Here is a 15558-nt window from a genome sequence, read left to right as displayed (position 1 = left end):
CAGCACTCGTGAGCCCAGACACTAACAGTCCGAGCGGTCCCAGAGTGTGGCCGAGGCCGGAAAACTCCCCGAAATAGCCGCCCGGTGCGGTCGTGCGGAGACGGCCAGGCGCTCGGGCGAACGGCGACAGGGCAGACTGGGGCGCGATGACGACCACCCTGAATCCCGAGACGAACCCGATCCCGGCCGAGCCGCCCGCGGCCCGTCTGGGTCGCTTCGTTCCGGCACTCGAGGGCATGCGTGCGCTGGCGGCGCTGGGGGTGGTGCTCACCCACGTGGCCTTCCAGACCGGCGCCACCGGACAGCCGGTGCTGGGCCGGGTATGGGAGCGATTCGACATGGCGGTCGCGGTGTTCTTCGCGCTGTCGGGATTCCTGCTGTGGCGCCCGCACGCCGCCGCGGCCCGGGGACAGGGTCGCGCGCCGAGCGCCGGACGATATCTACTGCATCGCGCGGCCCGCATCCTGCCCGCCTACTGGGTGGTCGTGGGCGTGGTGCTGATCCTGCTGCCCAGCGCGGCGCACACCGCGGGGTTGCGGGTGTGGCTGTCGAATCTCGGTCTGCTGCAGGTGTTCGTGCCCTTTACCCTGACCGACGGACTCACCCAGATGTGGAGCCTCTCGGTGGAAGTCGCCTTCTACCTTGTGCTTCCGCTGCTGGCGTTCGCCCTGGTCTGGTTGCGCGGGCAACGGGCGCGGCTGCGGGTGCCGGTGGTGCTGGGGCTGGGATTGCTGTGCCTGGGCTGGAACTTCCTGCCGGTGCCCACACCCGAGGGCATTCACGCCGACAACTGGCTGCCGGGCTATCTGCCGTGGTTCGCGGCGGGCATGCTGCTGGCCGAACTCGCCGACCTGCCTGCCCCGCGCTGGCGGCGGGTGGCCGGGAACCAGTGGCTGATGTGGCCGCTCGCGTTCGTGGCCATGCTGCTGGCGGCCACCGATCTGGCGGGGCCGGCGGGTCTCGTGCACGGGCAGCCGTGGCAGTACGTCATGAAGATGGCGCTCGGCGCGGTCATCGGGTTCGGCCTGCTGGCCCCGCTGGTGCTGCGGCCCGATCGGCGGCACCGGGTGCTGGAGGGCCGGGTCGCCGCGACGCTCGGACGCTGGTCGTACGGCATCTTCATCTGGCATCTCGCCGTGCTGTCGATCATCTTCCCGGTGTTCGGCATCGTGCCGTTCCACGGGCATTTCGTGGCGGTCTACCTGCTGACCGTGGCCTTCACGCTGCCGCTGGCGGCCGCCAGCTACGCCCTCGTCGAGGAACCCGTCCGGCAGTGGACGCGCCGCCGCTCCGGTTGAGCGGCAGCACGATTCATCGGCGCGGCGGCACTCCGATTCAGCGGCGTGGCGGCAGGGCCGCGATCCCCACCGCGATCACCGCGACCAGCGCCGGGAACTGCACCCACAGCGAACCGCCGGCATAGCCCTCCAGCGAACGCCAGGGCCCGGTCGACAGCGCGGCCGCGGAGATGGCGGTACCGCCGGCCGCGATCGCCACCAGCGTCCGCGGCAGCACGTGCGGCCGGAGCCGGTCGGCCATCAGGCCGAACAGGGTGAGCACGAGGGCGACCGGTCCGGCGATGAGACCGGCCCCGGCGGCCAGTCCCAGCCCTGCGACGGTGCGACTGCGCCAGGTTCGCGGCGGCGGCCCATCGTCGCGGACGGGCGAGCGCGCACCCCGGAACGCCAGCACGATCAGCGGAATCAGCAACAGCAGGCCGCCGAAGATGGCCAGGCGATACCAGCGATCGGTGGGGAATGCGACGGTGATCGGGCCCGTGGCGCCGGGCGGCACCAGCCACGCCTGCTGCCAGCCGTTGATCACCACGGGCTGCAGCGTGTGGCCGTCGGCGGACTTGGCCTGCCATCCGACATTGGTGCTCAGCGGCAGCACCAGCACCTGCGTGCCGGCACTACCGTTCGGATCGGCCACCGGGGCGAGCGGCGGGGTGCGGTCCAGGCGCAGTTCGTCGACGGTGAACAGTTCGGTCGGCGCGACCGCGACATCCACACGGCCGGACGGGAAGTCGAATCCGCTCTCGCTCGTCGCATCGTTGGCGCTGTTCGCGTCGGCCGCGCACACGGTGGCGGGCAGCGGTGCGCCGGAACGCAATTCGGCGGCGGTGCCGGTCACCGTGGTGTGCACGGTGCGGCCCGCGGCGGCGATGGTGGGCCCGTGCGCGCAGTCGATGGTGAGGAGCCGGCCGGGATCGGCGGGGGCGGGGTAGTCGGGGCCCAGCACGTTCACCTCGGCCAGGCCGGGCGGCTGCTCCTGCGCGAAACCCAGTGCGGTGCGGTCGAGTACGCCGTCCCAGGTCTGGATGCTGACCTCGATGCGATCGGTGACGTAGGGGTGCAGATCCACCCGGCTGGTCGCGCCGGAGTCCGGATTCACGGTGCGCACCTGCGGGCCGTCGCCGAGATTCACCGAGACGGAGGTGGGGTGCGCGGGCAGATCGCCGCGCGACGGCGTCACCTCGAGGCCGGTCACCAGGGTCGGGGCCGGAAGTTCGATGGTGAGTGTGGGTTTGGGCCCCGCCGGATTGCGGACGCTGGTCTCGGGCGCGGTCCAGCTGGTGCTCGGGTCTCCGTCGGTGGCCGCGAGGGCGGAGCCGCGCGGGTCGCCGACATCGGCGCGGCCCCGGGCGATGGGCCGGTCCTGATCGGTGAGCAGCGCCTCCAGCGCCGGACCGGGACGGGTGTGCACGATCAGGTCCGGGGACACGGTGACCGGCTGCGGCACCTGCAGGGTGCGTTCGAACAGGCCCGGCTCCTCGGCGGCCAGGGCCAGGCCCTTGCTGCACCGGACGCGGTCGGGGGAGTCGAAACAGGCGCTGCGGCCGGGGAATTCCTGTCCCAGGTCCCAGCCGCGCACCTGCGTGTCGGCAGGGGCGGGCGGCAGTACCGTGCGGTGCCGGATGTCCACGGTCACCGGGTTCTCGCGGTCGGCGTAATCGTCCAGGCTCAGTTCGCTGATCCCGAACTGGCCGCCGGCGCTGCCGTCCTCGGTGTGCACTGCGGTGATCTTGATCCAGTCGGTGCGTCCCGGCGGCAGCGAGATCGCCACCGGCGTACCAGGTTCGGTGATGCGGGCCGCCACCGTGCCCTTGGCGGTCTCCACCTCCACCCACTTCACCGGGCTGCCGATGGCGGCCGCGCTGGTGGTCAGCCGCAACACCGCGGAACTGATCGGCTTGTTCAGATCCAGCCGGAGCCATTGCCCGACAGCGTGTTCGGCGCCATTGCTGATCCACGCGGTGGCCGGATCGCCGTCCACCACGGCCGCGGTCGAGCTGCCGGGCGCGGCACCGCCCAGCTGGGTGGCGTCACCGGCGGAACTGGAGGCGGTGATGGTCGCGCCGGACCATTCGCCCGCCACCAGCTGGGCGCCGGGCACCCGATAGTCGGGCACCAGATTGTGGGTGCGGCGGGCGTCGCCCGGGGCCCGCAGCGCCGAGTTGTGGTTGTCGACGCGCCCGAAGTCGGTCTCCCGGTCCATCGGTGTGTCGGTGATGGTGACCCCGTCCACCGGCAGTCCGGCGGTGGCGGCGTCGGCGGTCAGCACGGCCGGCCCGGCGGGCGCCGCGGGATTGCGGCGCAGCCGTTCCACCACCTCGGGACCGCCCTGGATCACCGGGACGCTGTCCAGCGGGACGGTGAACGCGCCCGGGAACGACGTCGGCGCGCCGACGCCGCTGCGTACCTGGGCGGGGGTGCCGGGCACGGTCGACCCGACGCGATAGATCTCGATCGCCGGGTATACCGGGCGCAGATCGCCGTCCGCGACCAGGCCCTCCGCCCTGCCGGTCCCGATCGGATTCCCGAACTGGGCGACCTTGGTCAATCCGGGCGAGCCGTCGAGCGCGCGGTGGACCAGCATCGGCCGGGTGGAGCGCGAGGTCTCCGGGTCGAGGTCGTTGCGCAGCACCAGGATTCCGATGCCCTGCCCGGCCAGCGTCGCCGCCAGCCCCGCCGACGGCCGTCCGTCGGCAATGAGTCGCTGCACCGAATCCATGGCGCGGATCGCGCCGGGCGGGTTGAGCGGCACCGAATCCCGCACCGCCCACGGGGTGCTCGCCAGCGCCTGCAGGGGCTCGTCGCGGGTCAGACCCCACACCTGGCTGCCGAACGGCGCGCCCGGCACCACCAGTGCCCGGGTGTCGGAGGCGTTGTGCGCCAGCCAATCCGCGGTCTGCTGCCAGTACGCCGGGACCCGGTCGTAGCTGCCGCGCGGGGCGAGCTTGCCGGTCCAGGCCAGCGAGGTCGACAGCGTCAGCGCCGTCAGGATGAGCGCGGCGACCGCCACCATGCGGTCGCGCTCGGGATGCGCGAAAGCCCTGCGCCACACCGGCATCGGCACCGATGCGGGCAGCGGCACCCGGCTCAGCAGATGCGCGAGTCCCAGCACCAGCGGCAGCCGGATGAGCGGTTCCAGCTTGTGCACATTGCGCAGCGGCGCGCCGCCGGAGTCCAGGAAGACCCGCACCTGTTCCGCGAACGGCCCGCCCAGCTCGCCCGCGTAACCCGCGCAGATGCCGGCCAGTCCGACGATCAGGATCAGGGCGAGCCGCCCGCGATTCGGCATGGACCGCATGGCCAGACCGGCCATGCCCGCCGCGGCCAGCAGGCCGGTGGCCAGCACCGCCGCGGGCTGGGTCACCAGCACCGCGCCCGCGATGCGCTCCGGGGAGACGAACGGGGTCCAGCTGTCGGTGCCGCGCAGCACCTCGCCCAGCGAGGCCCACTGCGTCGTCACGCCGGAGGATTCGATGTAGTCCAGGAACGGCGGACTCACCTTGCCCAGCAACAGCAGTGGCACCACCCACCAGAAGGTGCCCAGCACCAGCAGCGGAATCCAGGCGCGGGTGAAGCGCCACCACACTCGATCCGGCCGGTAGGACAACCACCACAGCGCCGCGGGCAGGAACGCCGCGGCCGTGGCCACCGCGTTCACCGAACCCATCAGCGCGAGCGCGAGGGCGCTGCCCGCGGGAGTCGCCATGCCACGCCGCGCGGGGCGCTGCATCGCGACGCCCAGGGCGGCGGGAGCCAGCAGCACCCAGGGCGCGAGCATCATCGGCAGCGTCTCCGAGGAGATCGAGCCGAGTGTCGTGAGCACGCGCGGCGAGAACGCGAACGCGACCGCCGCGATCACCCGCGAGCCCCGGCTCCCGATGCCGAGGGTCTCGCAGAGCCGGATGATGCCCCAGAATCCCGCGAGCAGCAGCAGCGCCCACCAGATGCGCTGGGTCGCCCAGCCGGGCAGGCCGAGCAGATGCCCGAGCGAGAAGAAGGCGCCGTGCGGGAAGAAGTAGCCGTAGGCCTGGTTCTGCACCTGCCCCATCGGGGCCTGGCTGCTCCACAGATGGGAGGCGCGGGCGAGAAAGCCCAGCGGATTCTGCGCCAGATCGTATTTCGTATCGGCGACGGTCTGCCCGGGCACCTGCAGGAAGGTCAGCAGGAAGGCGGCGATGACACTGCCGAGCAGCCAGCGGCGGCCCAGCGGGGCCGTGCCGGCAGAGTCCTGAAGTGTCGTCGGAGACCGGTCCTCGCCCGGACCGGTCACATCGGACTGTGAGTCTTCGGGTTGGCCTGGTTCGGAGGTCGTCCGGTCAGCGTGAGCCGTACTCAACGTTGTTCAATAGCGACGAGCCAGCCTCGCCGCTGCGATCGATCTCGGGCCGCTTGTCCTGCGAAGCCGCCATTGTGATGACCAGGACCGCCGCCAGCCCGACCAGGGCTCCACCGACAGCACTCGCTGCACCAGGAACGGCAAACTTCATCGCGGTACTCCCAACATCGGACGCATGCGTAACCGGGCCAACCTAGCAGGTTTTGCCCCTCGGGCTCCCCGCAACCCCGAGCCTTCGGCGCGCATGTTGTCGGATGCCATGGTGGCGACTGATTTCGTGGCGGTCGGGGTAACTCGCCGGGGACCTCCAGAATGGGTTCGGCTCCCAGCCGGCACGCGTGCTCACTGCTTACGTCTCCCAGCCGTGCGCGGAAGTCTCGGGGAGGCGGGTGAGCGCGCCCAGGAAGGTGCGGAGCTTGGCGGTCGTTTCGTGGAGTTCGGTGTGCGGGTCGGAGGCGGCCACGATGCCGCCGCCGCCGAAGGCGCGCAGGGAGCAGGCGTCGGCGGCGAGTTCCGCGCAGCGGATGGCGACGAACCAGTCGCCGTTGCCGGCCGCGTCGCACCAGCCGACCGCGCCGCCGTAGAAGCCGCGGTCGCCCTCGAGGTCGGCGATGGCGTCCAGGGCCAGGGCGGTCGGGGTGCCGCAGACCGCGGGGGTGGGGTGCAGCAGGACCGCGAGGTCCAGGGCGGTGGTGGCCGGATCGCGCAGCACGCCGCGAATGGGGGTGGCCAGGTGCCAGACCTCGGGCGTGGACAGCAGTTCGGGCCCGTCGGGGATGGTCAGCTCGGCGCAGACGGGTGTCAGCAGTTCGCGGATCCAGTCGATGACGAAGGCGTGCTCGTCGCGATTCTTGGTACTGGCCAGCAAATCCCGGGCTTGGGCCGCGTCCGCCTCCGGATCGGCGAGCCGGGGCAGGGTGCCGGCCAGCGGGTGCAGGGTGACCGCGCGGCCGTGCCGGGAGATCAGCACCTCGGGCGTCGCGCCCAGCAGCGTGTCGCCGGGGCGGCCCGCCGCCGACAGGTCGACGGCGTAGACGGCGGCCCGCGGATGCCGGGTCACCAGGTGCGCGGCAATCACCTCGGGCTCCAGCGGGGCCTGTGCCTCGGCCAGTAGCGACCGGGCCGCCACCACCTTGCGCAGCGGCTGCTCCGGATCGCTCAGCTGCTCCACGAGTCTCGTCACACGCGCGACATGCTCTGCGGCACTGGGCATTTCGGAGACAATTCGGACCTCGGGCAGGTCCGGCAGGGCGGCCGGACGCCACGGTCCGGCGGTGTGCGCGGCCTGCTCGGGCGTCACCAGGGCGGCGGGACGGCGTGGATCGAACGGCAGCGCGCCCACGATCAGCTCGGCTGCCCCGGACCGCAGCGCCGCGTTCGCGGCGTCCGCCGAATCGAAGGCGGCGCGGGTGCCAGAGGTGCGTACGACACCGTCCGGCGTCGCGAGCAGAAATCCGTCCATGATGGTTCGACCATAGCCCCGGGGCCGGACGACCAGGACGGGGGAGCGACGCATCTCTCACCGGGTCGGTGGGCAGGTGCGGGTATTCCGGTGCGGCCCAGCATCTTTCCCGCAATGCCCTGCTCCGGCCGGGGGCGCGTGGACCCCGGCCGTCCGGGGTTTCCCGGCGTCAGGCCTGTTTTTCGGCGGGTTCGCGGCCCGGCGGCACCATGAGCACCGGGCGATGGCAGTGCTTGAGCACGGCGTCGGCGACGCTCGAATGCATGAGGGCCCGGATGCCGGTGGCCCCGCGGGTGCCCGCCACGATGACGTCCACGTTCAGCTCGTCGGCGGTCTCGACGATGGCGTTCCAGATGGTCGTGGTGCACTCGGCGGTGCGCGCCTCGGCGTTCAGGCCTGCCAGCTTGGCCAGCCGCACGCCTTCGGCATTGATATTCCGGGCGTCCACCAGCGCGATGTCCTCTATTTCGTCGTCGGTCATCCACTCCGGCTGCATCACCCCGGACAGTCCCGACAACCGCGCGGCCTGGCGCACCATCGGCTCCCACGCCGTCAGCACCACGGCTCTGTCGGCGGCCAGGAACCGTCCCGCGTATTCGACGGCCCGCCGGGCATTCTCGGAGCCGTCGTAGGCAATCAGCATCAAATCGCAGGGCATGACGAACCTCCTGGTAGGAACGCCTGGCTGTACCCCCGAGGCTACCCCCGAAACAGACCGTTCAGTGGACTAGGCACTCTTCGTCGCGTCGCAAGTTCTCCACAGTTCGCTCACGATTCACCCAAACCGGTGGTGCGATGCGGGGGACGGGTTTTCACTGAAAACGTCGGCTCTCGCCGACGATCGACATCGCCGTCGTTGGAGCAGAGCCCGGACGAGGGGTGGATTGTGCGGTTGGACGAGCTGACGACCCCGCAGGAGTGGGCGCGTGTGTACCGCTCCCTGTTCGGTCTCCCCCACGTGCATGTGACCACACCGGGCTTCGTGGTCCTACCGCTGGTCGACACCATCGCGGCGCTGAATACCCCGGAACCGTTGGGGGCCTTGATCCTTGACGAACTGGTCAGCCGCGGCCTGGCCGGCCCGGTGCTGGTGCGCGACAAGCCGCCGCGCCGCACCTTCCTGGCGGTCTTCGACGGCTACCCGTCCGATGAATGCCTCGCGCTGCTCGAGCGCAACAGCGTCGACATCGGCCCGCATCGCAGTAATGTCATCCTGCCCACCGGATTCGGCCGTCACACCCATGAGGGCCGCTGGTGGGCGCGCGCGCCGCAGCGCGAGGAATCCCTGCCCCTGCTCTCCGAGGTGGTCGCGGCCACCCAGGCGGTGTTGTGACCATAGAGTCGGCCTTCTTCGGCCATCATGAGGCCGATCCGCGCGCCCTGTTGTACTACGAGTGGTGTCAGCGTGCCGAATCCGGTTACGCGGTAGACGATTTCGCGGAGGAAGTGCGCGATCTCACGCACACCGAGCGGACGGTTCCGGGGGCCTGCTGGCGGCTGCTGGATCGGGTCGAGCGGGCTCCGCGACTGCCGGACTGGCCCTACACCGAATGGGTGGACGCGCCGCGGCATGCGAATCCGGCTGACATCGAAGAGGATTCGATTCCAGCATTGGGCGAGCCGGAGCTGCTGGACCGTATCCACGGCGGCTGGCTCGGCCGCTGCACCGGCTGCACGCTGGGCAAACCCCTGGAGAACGGCTTCGTCTGGACACCCGCACGTATCCGCGGGTATCTGGAGGCGAGCGGGGCCTATCCGCTGCGCGACTACGTCCCCGTCACCGACCCGCTGCCGCCCGAGGCCGATGACCTGAGGTCCTGGCACACAGCCACTCTCGGCCGGATCGACGGCTGTCCCCGCGACGACGACGTCGACTACCCGATTCTCGGTCTGCATCTGCTGGAGCGGCACGGGAGGTCGTTCATCCCCGATGACGTCGCCGCCCTCTGGCTCGAGCGCCTGCCGTTCCTGCAGACCTACACCGCCGAACGCGTCGCCTACCGCAACCTCATCGACGGTTTCGCCCCGCCCGACACCGCCACCTACCGCAACCCCTACCGCGAGTGGATCGGCGCGCTCATCCGCGCCGACATCCACGGCTACACCCACCCCGGACAACCCCGCCGCGCGGCCGCCGCGGCGGCCCGCGACGCCTCGATCTCCCACGTGGGTAATGGTTTATGGGCCGCCATGTGGTCGGGTGCGCTGATCGCCGCCGCCTTCACCGCCCCCGGCCCCGCCGCAGCGCTGGCCGTCGCGCACTCGGTCATCCCCGCCCGCTCCCGCCTGGCACTGGCCCTGGCCGAGGTCACCGGCGACCACCGCGGCGGCATGTCCTGGGACCGGGCCGTGACCGCCATCCACACCCGCCACTCCCACTACAACTGGGTCCACGCCATCGGCAACGCCTGCCTCATCGCCGCCGGATTGCTCTGGGGCGAAGGCGATTTCACCCGCACCATCGCCCTCACCGTCCAGGGCGGCTGGGATACCGACTCCAACGGCGCGACCGCCGGCTCGGTGGCGGGCATCCTCACCGGGGCCGCCGCCATCCCCGCCCACTGGACCGCCCCGTTCCACGACACCGTCCACAGCTCGGTCGTCGGCTACGACAGAACCCGCATCTCCGACCTGGCGCACCGCACGCTGAATCTGGTGCGCTGACATCGAATTGGGTCGTGGCGGTGATCCCCGACAGCGGCGAGGGCGGTGCCCGGCCGTCGTCCCGGCCGGTCACCGCCCTCGAACACAGAAACAGGGTTCGGGGGCAATGCCCCCATCCTCCAAGGGTTTTCAGGGTCGAAGCCCCTGGCGTACTACCGCTCGACGATGGCGACGACGCCCTGGCCGCCCGCGGCGCAGATGGAGACCAGCGCGCGGCCGCCACCCTTCTCGGCCAGCTGCTTGGCGGTCTGGGCGATGATCCGGCCGCCGGTCGCGGCGAACGGGTGACCCGCGGCGAGCGAGGAGCCGTTCACGTTCAGCTTCGCGCGGTCGATCTTGCCGAGCGCGCCGTCCAGGCCCAGGCGCTCCTTGCAGTACTGGTCCGACTCCCACGCCTGCAGGGTGGCGAGCACCACGGAGGCGAAGGCCTCGTGGATCTCGTAGTAGTCGAAGTCCTGCAGGGTCAGGCCGTTGCGGGCCAGCATGCGCGGCACCGCGTAGGTGGGGGCCATCAGCAGGCCGTCGGGGCCGTGGATGTAGTCCACCGCGGCGACCTCGGAGTCCACCAGGTAGGCCAGCGGGGACAGGTTGCGCGAGGCCGCCCACTCCTCGGAGCCCAGCAGCACCGCGGACGCGCCGTCGGTCAGCGGGGTGGAATTGCCGGCGGTCATGGTGGCGTCGCCCAGCTTGGTGCCGAAGACCGGCTTCAGGGTGGCCAGCTTCTCGATGGTGGAGCCCGGGCGCAGGTTGTCGTCGCGGGTCAGGCCGAGGAACGGGGTGACGAGGTCGTCCATGAAGCCGCGGTCGTAGGCGGCGGCCATGTTCTTGTGCGACAGATAGGCCAGCTCGTCCTGCGCCTCGCGGGAGATGCCGAATTCCTTGGCGGTGATGGCGGCGTGCTCACCCATGGACAGCCCGGTGCGCGGCTCGGCATTGCGCGGGATCTCGATGCCGACCATCGAGGGCCGCAGCCGGCCGACGAGCTTCACGTAGTCGGAGTTCTTCTTGGCGCGGTTGGCGTCGAGCATCCACTCGCGCATGCCCTCGCTCACGCCGATCGGCGCGTCGGAGGTGGTGTCGGTGCCGCCGCCGACGCCGTTCTCGATGCGGCCCAGGGCGATGCCGTCGGCCACGGTGACGATGGACTGCAGGCCGGTGCCGCAGGCCAGCTGCAGGTCGTGGGCCGCGGTGTAGGGCGACAGGGTGGAGCCGAGCACGCTCTCGCGGATCATGCCGTGCTCGCCGACGCGCTTGAGGACCGCGCCGCCGACGACCAGGCCCAGGCGCTCGCCCTGCAGGCCGAAGCGGGCGACCAGGCCGTTCAGGGCCGCGGTGAACATGTCCTGGTTGGACGCGTGGGCGTACTTGCCGTCGGAACGAGCGAACGGGATGCGGTTACCGCCGAGGATGGCAACCGGGCGCGCCTGCTTGGTGGTCTTGGCCGCGGCCTTCGCCGAACGGGCTTTGGTGGTCACTCGAGTCTCCAGTGTCTCGTCGGTGGGATTTCCGGCACGCGCGATCCCGGTGGATGCGCGCCACTCGGTTTACATTAAACTTACTCTGGAGTAAGTTCATTGTCGACACCGTACCCCGCACATGTGCGCAACACCGCTCCCGAGGCCGGTGCGCAAGGCCCGAGCGGGCGAGGACCACTCACCCACACAAGAGAAGGTAGGAAACGTGGCTGCCAGCAAGAGCAAGGGCGCTCCCAACCTGTACGGATCGTTCGTTCACTCCGCGCCGGGCGCGTTCCTGGCCTCGAAACTGGGCCTGCCGCAGCCGGAGACGCTGCGCCGCTACCGGGCCGGCGAGGCCGCGCTCCCGGGCCCGGTGCTGCTGGGCGGCAAAGGCCGCGTCGCCGACGCCGTGCGGAACCTGCTGAGCGACTACACCTTCGTGGATGCAGTCACCCCGGGCGTGAAGTTCGGCGCGCTGGTCTTCGACGCCACCGGCATCCGCACCATCGAGGAACTGCAGCAGCTGTTCGAGTTCTTCCAGCCCGCGATGCGCAGCATCGCCGCCTCCGGCCGCGTGCTGGTCATCGGCACCACCCCCGAGCTCACCGATTCGGTCGACGCCCAGATCGCGCAGCGCGCGCTGGAGGGCTTCACCCGCTCGGTCGGCAAGGAGCTGCTGCGCGGCGCCACCAGCAACCTGGTCTACCTGCACCCCGAGGCCGCCACGGCCGCAACGGGTCTGGAGTCCACCCTGCGCTTCGTGCTGTCCGGCAAGTCGGCGTTCGTCGACGGTCAGGTCTTCCGGGTCGGCAAGGACGACTCGACCGCCCCGGCCTCCTGGGACAAGCCCCTGGAGGGCAAGGTCGCCGTGGTCACCGGTGCCGCCCGCGGCATCGGCGCCACCATCGCCGAGGTCTTCGCCCGGGACGGCGCGACCGTGATCGTGGCCGACATCCCGGCCGCCGGCGAGGCGCTGTCGGAGACCGCCAACAAGGTCGGCGCCACCGCGTTCGCCCTCGACGTCACCGCCGCCGACGCCGCCGAGAAGCTGGCCGCCTTCGCCACCGAGCGCTTCGGCGGCATCGACATCGTCGTCCACAACGCCGGCATCACCCGCGACAAGTTGCTCGCCAATATGGACGAGGGCCGCTGGAACTCGGTCATCAACGTGAACCTGGCCGCGCCGCACCGCATTACCGAGGGTCTGGTGGCCGCGGGCGCGCTCCGCACGGGTGGCCGGGTCATCGACGTGTCCTCCATCGCGGGCATCGCCGGCAACCGCGGCCAGACCAACTACGGCGCCTCCAAGGCCGGTGTCATCGGCATGGTGAACGCCGAGGCCCCGAAGCTGGCCGAGCAGGGCATCACCATCAACGCGGTGGCCCCCGGTTTCATCGAGACCGCCATGACCGCCGCCATCCCGCTGGCCACCCGCGAGGGCGGGCGCCTGCTGTCCTCGCTGCTGCAGGGCGGTCAGACCGTGGACGTCGCCGAGACCATCGCCTACTTCGCCTCCCCGGCGTCGAACGCGGTGTCCGGCAATATCGTTCGCGTCTGCGGCCAGGCCCTGATCGGAGCATGATGACGCAGACCATCAACCTCACCGAGGTGCCCAAGAACAGCGGCCTGTTCGTCAAGGCCGCCCTGGGCGCGCTGCCCGTGCCGGGTCTGTCGGCCCGCAAGTCCACCCTGCCGGACCGCAGTGTCCGGCTCGAGGGCTTCAAGGTCGACCCGGACCACCTCGCCGCCTACTGCCGGGCCACCGGCCTGCGCTTCGGCGACGCACTGCCGCTGACCTACCCGTTCGTGCTCAGCTTCCCGCTGGCCATGCAGCTGGTCGTCGCCCGCGACTTCCCGTTCGTGGCCGTGGGCGCGGTGCACGCGGAGAACGTCATCGAGCGCACCCGTGAGATCTCGGTGTCCGAGCCGCTGGACTTCGCGACCCACATCGAGAACCTGCGCGAGCACCCCAAGGGCCTGCTGGTGGACGCCGTCACGGAGGTCAGTGTGGGCCGGGAGCTGGTGTGGCGTCAGGTCACCACCTTCCTGCACCAGCAGCGCACCTCGCTGTCGGGCGGGCCCAAGCCGGAGCCCAAGCCGGACGAGGTGCCGCCCCCGCCGCTGCGCGCGCTGCGCGTCGATCAGAAGATGATCAACCGCTACGCGGGCGCCTCGGGCGATCACAACCCGATCCACACCTCGGCATTGGGCGCCAAGGCCTTCGGGTTCCCGAAGCCGATCGCGCACGGCATGTGGTCGGCCGCCACCGTGCTCGGCGCGCTCGAGGGCCGGATCCCCGACCAGGTCACCTACGGGGTGAAGTTCGGCAAGCCGATCTTCCTGCCGTCCACGGTGAACCTGTACGCGGACCAGGTGTCCGGTGGGTGGGACCTGTCCTTGAAGCACCCGAAGAAGGGCTACCCGCACCTGACCGCTACGCTGCGCTGAAACCTCGCCGCGCGGGTAGGGTCGAAAACCCGCAGTGCGAGGGAGTGTCGAGCCTGACACCCGAAGGTTCGGGCGCGGCCGCCATCCGGCGGTCCGCCCGACGGGGGTGAAGAGCCGCACACTGTTTCGAATTCGGATGTCGCCACGCAGGGGTTTCTACATCCGGCCCGAAACAGTGTGCGGCTCTTGTATTTCCGGAGCGGGTCAGGCGATGGGCGAGCGCATCGGCGCACGGCTGCCGTCCACCAGCAGCGTCAGCACGTCACCGAGCCAGTCCGGCGTCAGCCCGGAATCGGGACCGGCCGCGATGTGGTGATCCGGCCGGACCAGCAGGGCCTCGCCGGCGGCCAGCCCGGCATGCGCCGCGCAGTCGGCCGCGGGCAGGGCGTGCACGGCCAGGTCGATGCCGGTGGCGCGCCGCGCCTGTGCGGCGGCCGTGCGCCACGCCCCGGCCGGACCCGCCACCAGCAGGGTGAAACCGGGGCCGCACAGGTCCAGGGTGGAGGGGGTCCACCAGCCGGCGTCGACGCACCAGTGCGGGAGGCGGGTTCCCGTCCGGCCCTGCAGAGTCGCGACATGCGGGGCTGCGCCGGGCGCGGTGAGGACGGCCGTCGAGGTATAGCGGTAGCGGGTCATCACCGTCGCCGTATCCAGCCTGCGGGCCAGATCGTCGGCATTGCCGGGGGTTTCGATGCCGTAGCGGGTCCGGAAGTCGGTGCCCAGACGCGACTGCTCGACCGCCAACTCGGCGCGCGGGCGGCGCTCGGCCGCGTAGGAATCCAGCAGCGCCGGACCAGCGTTCCCGTGCAGGGTGGCCGCCAGTTTCCAGATCAGATTGTGCGCGTCGGCGACGCCGGTGTTGCCGCCGTAGCCGCCCCAGGGCGCGTGGCGGTGCGCCGCATCGCCGACCAGGAAGATTCGATCGCGGCGGTACTCGTCGGCCACGAAAGTGCCGGTGTCCCAGGCGCTGCGGGCCAGGATCCGCGCCTCGAGATCGGGTGCGCCGACCATGGCGCGAATGGCCGCGACACAGCGCGCATCCGGCCAGTCGGCGGGCGATTCGGTGGCCGGGTCGTATTCGATGTGGAAGGACCATTCGTCGGTGTTGTTCTTGGACAACACGAGTCCGCGCACCGCCGGTCCGGTGATCTCGCACTGGCTGAAGGCGCGGCCGTCGAGCAGGCCGGTGAGGTCGGTGCGGGCGAACACATTCAGATAGTGGTGGGTCGGCGGCAGCTCCCGGCCGGTGATGCCCAGCGCCCGGCGGATCGGACTCCCCGCACCGTCCGCCGCGATCAGGTAATCGGCCCGCAGCAGCGACCGCGCACCCGAGGCGTCCCGCAGCAGTGCGCTGACACCCGTCCTGTCCTGCTCGAATTCCACCAGCTCCGTGCCGAATCGGAGGTCGCCGCCGCGCTTCCGGGCGGCCTGCGCGAGCACCGGTTCGAGCTCCACCTGCGGCAGGAACACGAACTGCGACGGACTCGGATCCGCGGCCGCCATGGCCGCGCCCAGCCCCGACAGATCCAGCGACTCCGCGGTCCGCACCGACTCGCCGGTCCACGCGCCGCCGAACTTCCCCGCCCGCAACGCGCTCGCCGCAGCCTTCAGGATCTGCGCCTCGACCCCGGCCTGCCGGTACATCTCACCGGTGCGGGTGTGCAGCCCCCGGGAACGCGGCAGCGGCGACGCGGTCGCTCGCCGCTCCACCAGAACGTAAGGGACGCCGTGGTATTCGAGGAACAGTGCGGCGGACAATCCGACCAGACCGCCGCCGGCCACCAGGACCGGAACATGTGCCGTTGTCATGCCCCCAGCCTGGGCACGACCGCTTGCACGCCCCTTGCACGGCGATCACACGACCCAGAAGGGTCGGCCGCGCCGGTCTCGGCTCGC

At 71.1% G+C, this 15558-nt stretch carries 11 protein-coding genes; 5 read left to right on the top strand and 6 right to left on the bottom strand.

The features are described 5' to 3' along the window. Nucleotides 1-146: 146 nt before the first annotated feature. A complete protein-coding gene (locus ACFXKA_RS27660; protein ID WP_379429510.1) occupies nt 147-1298 on the top strand; it encodes an acyltransferase family protein in 1152 nt (383 codons plus the stop codon). Nucleotides 1299-1335: 37 nt separating this feature from the next. On the opposite strand, the gene ACFXKA_RS27655 is transcribed toward ACFXKA_RS27660, so the two are convergent. The 4 genes from ACFXKA_RS27655 to ACFXKA_RS27640 form a co-directional block, all read right to left on the bottom strand. Further along, the gene (locus ACFXKA_RS27655; RefSeq protein ID WP_379429509.1) at nt 1336-5565 is read right to left on the bottom strand and encodes an alpha-(1->3)-arabinofuranosyltransferase; all 4230 of its coding nucleotides are present in this window, start codon (nt 5563-5565) and stop codon (nt 1336-1338) included. 46 nt (nt 5566-5611) lie between these two features. Continuing rightward, nucleotides 5612-5782, bottom strand: coding sequence for a DUF2613 domain-containing protein (locus tag ACFXKA_RS27650; RefSeq protein ID WP_354841234.1), 171 nt, complete (start codon nt 5780-5782; stop codon nt 5612-5614). Between the two features lie 198 nt (nt 5783-5980). Then, nucleotides 5981-7093 (bottom strand): isochorismate synthase MenF, encoded by a 1113-nt coding sequence (locus ACFXKA_RS27645; protein ID WP_379429508.1) that lies wholly within the window; start codon nt 7091-7093, stop codon nt 5981-5983. A 169-nt stretch (nt 7094-7262) separates the two neighbouring features. Next, nucleotides 7263-7751, bottom strand: a complete 489-nt coding sequence (locus tag ACFXKA_RS27640; RefSeq protein WP_379429507.1) for a universal stress protein — start codon at nt 7749-7751, stop codon at nt 7263-7265. Between the two features lie 234 nt (nt 7752-7985). On the opposite strand from ACFXKA_RS27640, the gene ACFXKA_RS27635 reads away from it, so the two are divergent. Further along, nucleotides 7986-8426 carry a hypothetical protein gene (locus tag ACFXKA_RS27635; protein WP_354841241.1) on the top strand — a complete coding sequence of 147 codons (441 nt, stop codon included), beginning with the start codon at nt 7986-7988 and terminating at the stop codon, nt 8424-8426. Further along, nucleotides 8423-9757 (top strand): ADP-ribosylglycohydrolase family protein, encoded by a 1335-nt coding sequence (locus ACFXKA_RS27630; RefSeq protein WP_379429506.1) that lies wholly within the window; start codon nt 8423-8425, stop codon nt 9755-9757. Before ACFXKA_RS27635 ends, ACFXKA_RS27630 begins: the two co-directional genes overlap by 4 nt. A 152-nt stretch (nt 9758-9909) precedes the next feature. Here ACFXKA_RS27630 and ACFXKA_RS27625 read toward each other — a convergent pair whose 3' ends face one another. Further along, on the bottom strand, nt 9910-11232 hold the full coding sequence (locus ACFXKA_RS27625; RefSeq protein ID WP_364609612.1) for an acetyl-CoA C-acetyltransferase: 1323 nt from the start codon (nt 11230-11232) through the stop codon (nt 9910-9912). 205 nt (nt 11233-11437) lie between these two features. On the opposite strand from ACFXKA_RS27625, the gene ACFXKA_RS27620 reads away from it, so the two are divergent. After that, nucleotides 11438-12796 carry a 3-oxoacyl-ACP reductase gene (locus ACFXKA_RS27620; protein WP_379429505.1) on the top strand — a complete coding sequence of 453 codons (1359 nt, stop codon included), beginning with the start codon at nt 11438-11440 and terminating at the stop codon, nt 12794-12796. Continuing rightward, complete coding sequence (locus ACFXKA_RS27615) at nt 12793-13662, top strand: MaoC family dehydratase (protein ID WP_379429504.1); 870 nt, start codon at nt 12793-12795, stop codon at nt 13660-13662. The genes ACFXKA_RS27620 and ACFXKA_RS27615 overlap by 4 nt, the downstream gene beginning before the upstream one ends. A gap of 204 nt (nt 13663-13866) precedes the next feature. Here the strand turns inward: ACFXKA_RS27615 and ACFXKA_RS27610 are convergent, their stop codons facing one another. Next, nucleotides 13867-15471, bottom strand: coding sequence for an FAD-dependent monooxygenase (locus ACFXKA_RS27610; protein WP_379429503.1), 1605 nt, complete (start codon nt 15469-15471; stop codon nt 13867-13869). Nucleotides 15472-15558 lie beyond the last annotated feature (87 nt).

Source organism: Nocardia sp. NPDC059228, assembly GCF_042754245.1.
GTDB lineage: Bacteria > Actinomycetota > Actinomycetes > Mycobacteriales > Mycobacteriaceae > Nocardia.
Note: the sequence above shows the minus strand (reverse complement) of the source record. Positions and strands in the feature narration are given on the sequence as shown.

Coding starts and splice junctions, on each gene's coding strand:
- ACFXKA_RS27660 (WP_379429510.1), top strand. CDS start 147: ATGACGACCACCCTGAATCCCGAGACGAACCCGATCCCGGCCGAGCCG.
- ACFXKA_RS27650 (WP_354841234.1), bottom strand. CDS start 5,782: ATGAAGTTTGCCGTTCCTGGTGCAGCGAGTGCTGTCGGTGGAGCCCTG.
- ACFXKA_RS27645 (WP_379429508.1), bottom strand. CDS start 7,093: ATGGACGGATTTCTGCTCGCGACGCCGGACGGTGTCGTACGCACCTCT.
- ACFXKA_RS27640 (WP_379429507.1), bottom strand. CDS start 7,751: ATGCCCTGCGATTTGATGCTGATTGCCTACGACGGCTCCGAGAATGCC.
- ACFXKA_RS27615 (WP_379429504.1), top strand. CDS start 12,793: ATGATGACGCAGACCATCAACCTCACCGAGGTGCCCAAGAACAGCGGC.
- ACFXKA_RS27610 (WP_379429503.1), bottom strand. CDS start 15,471: ATGACAACGGCACATGTTCCGGTCCTGGTGGCCGGCGGCGGTCTGGTC.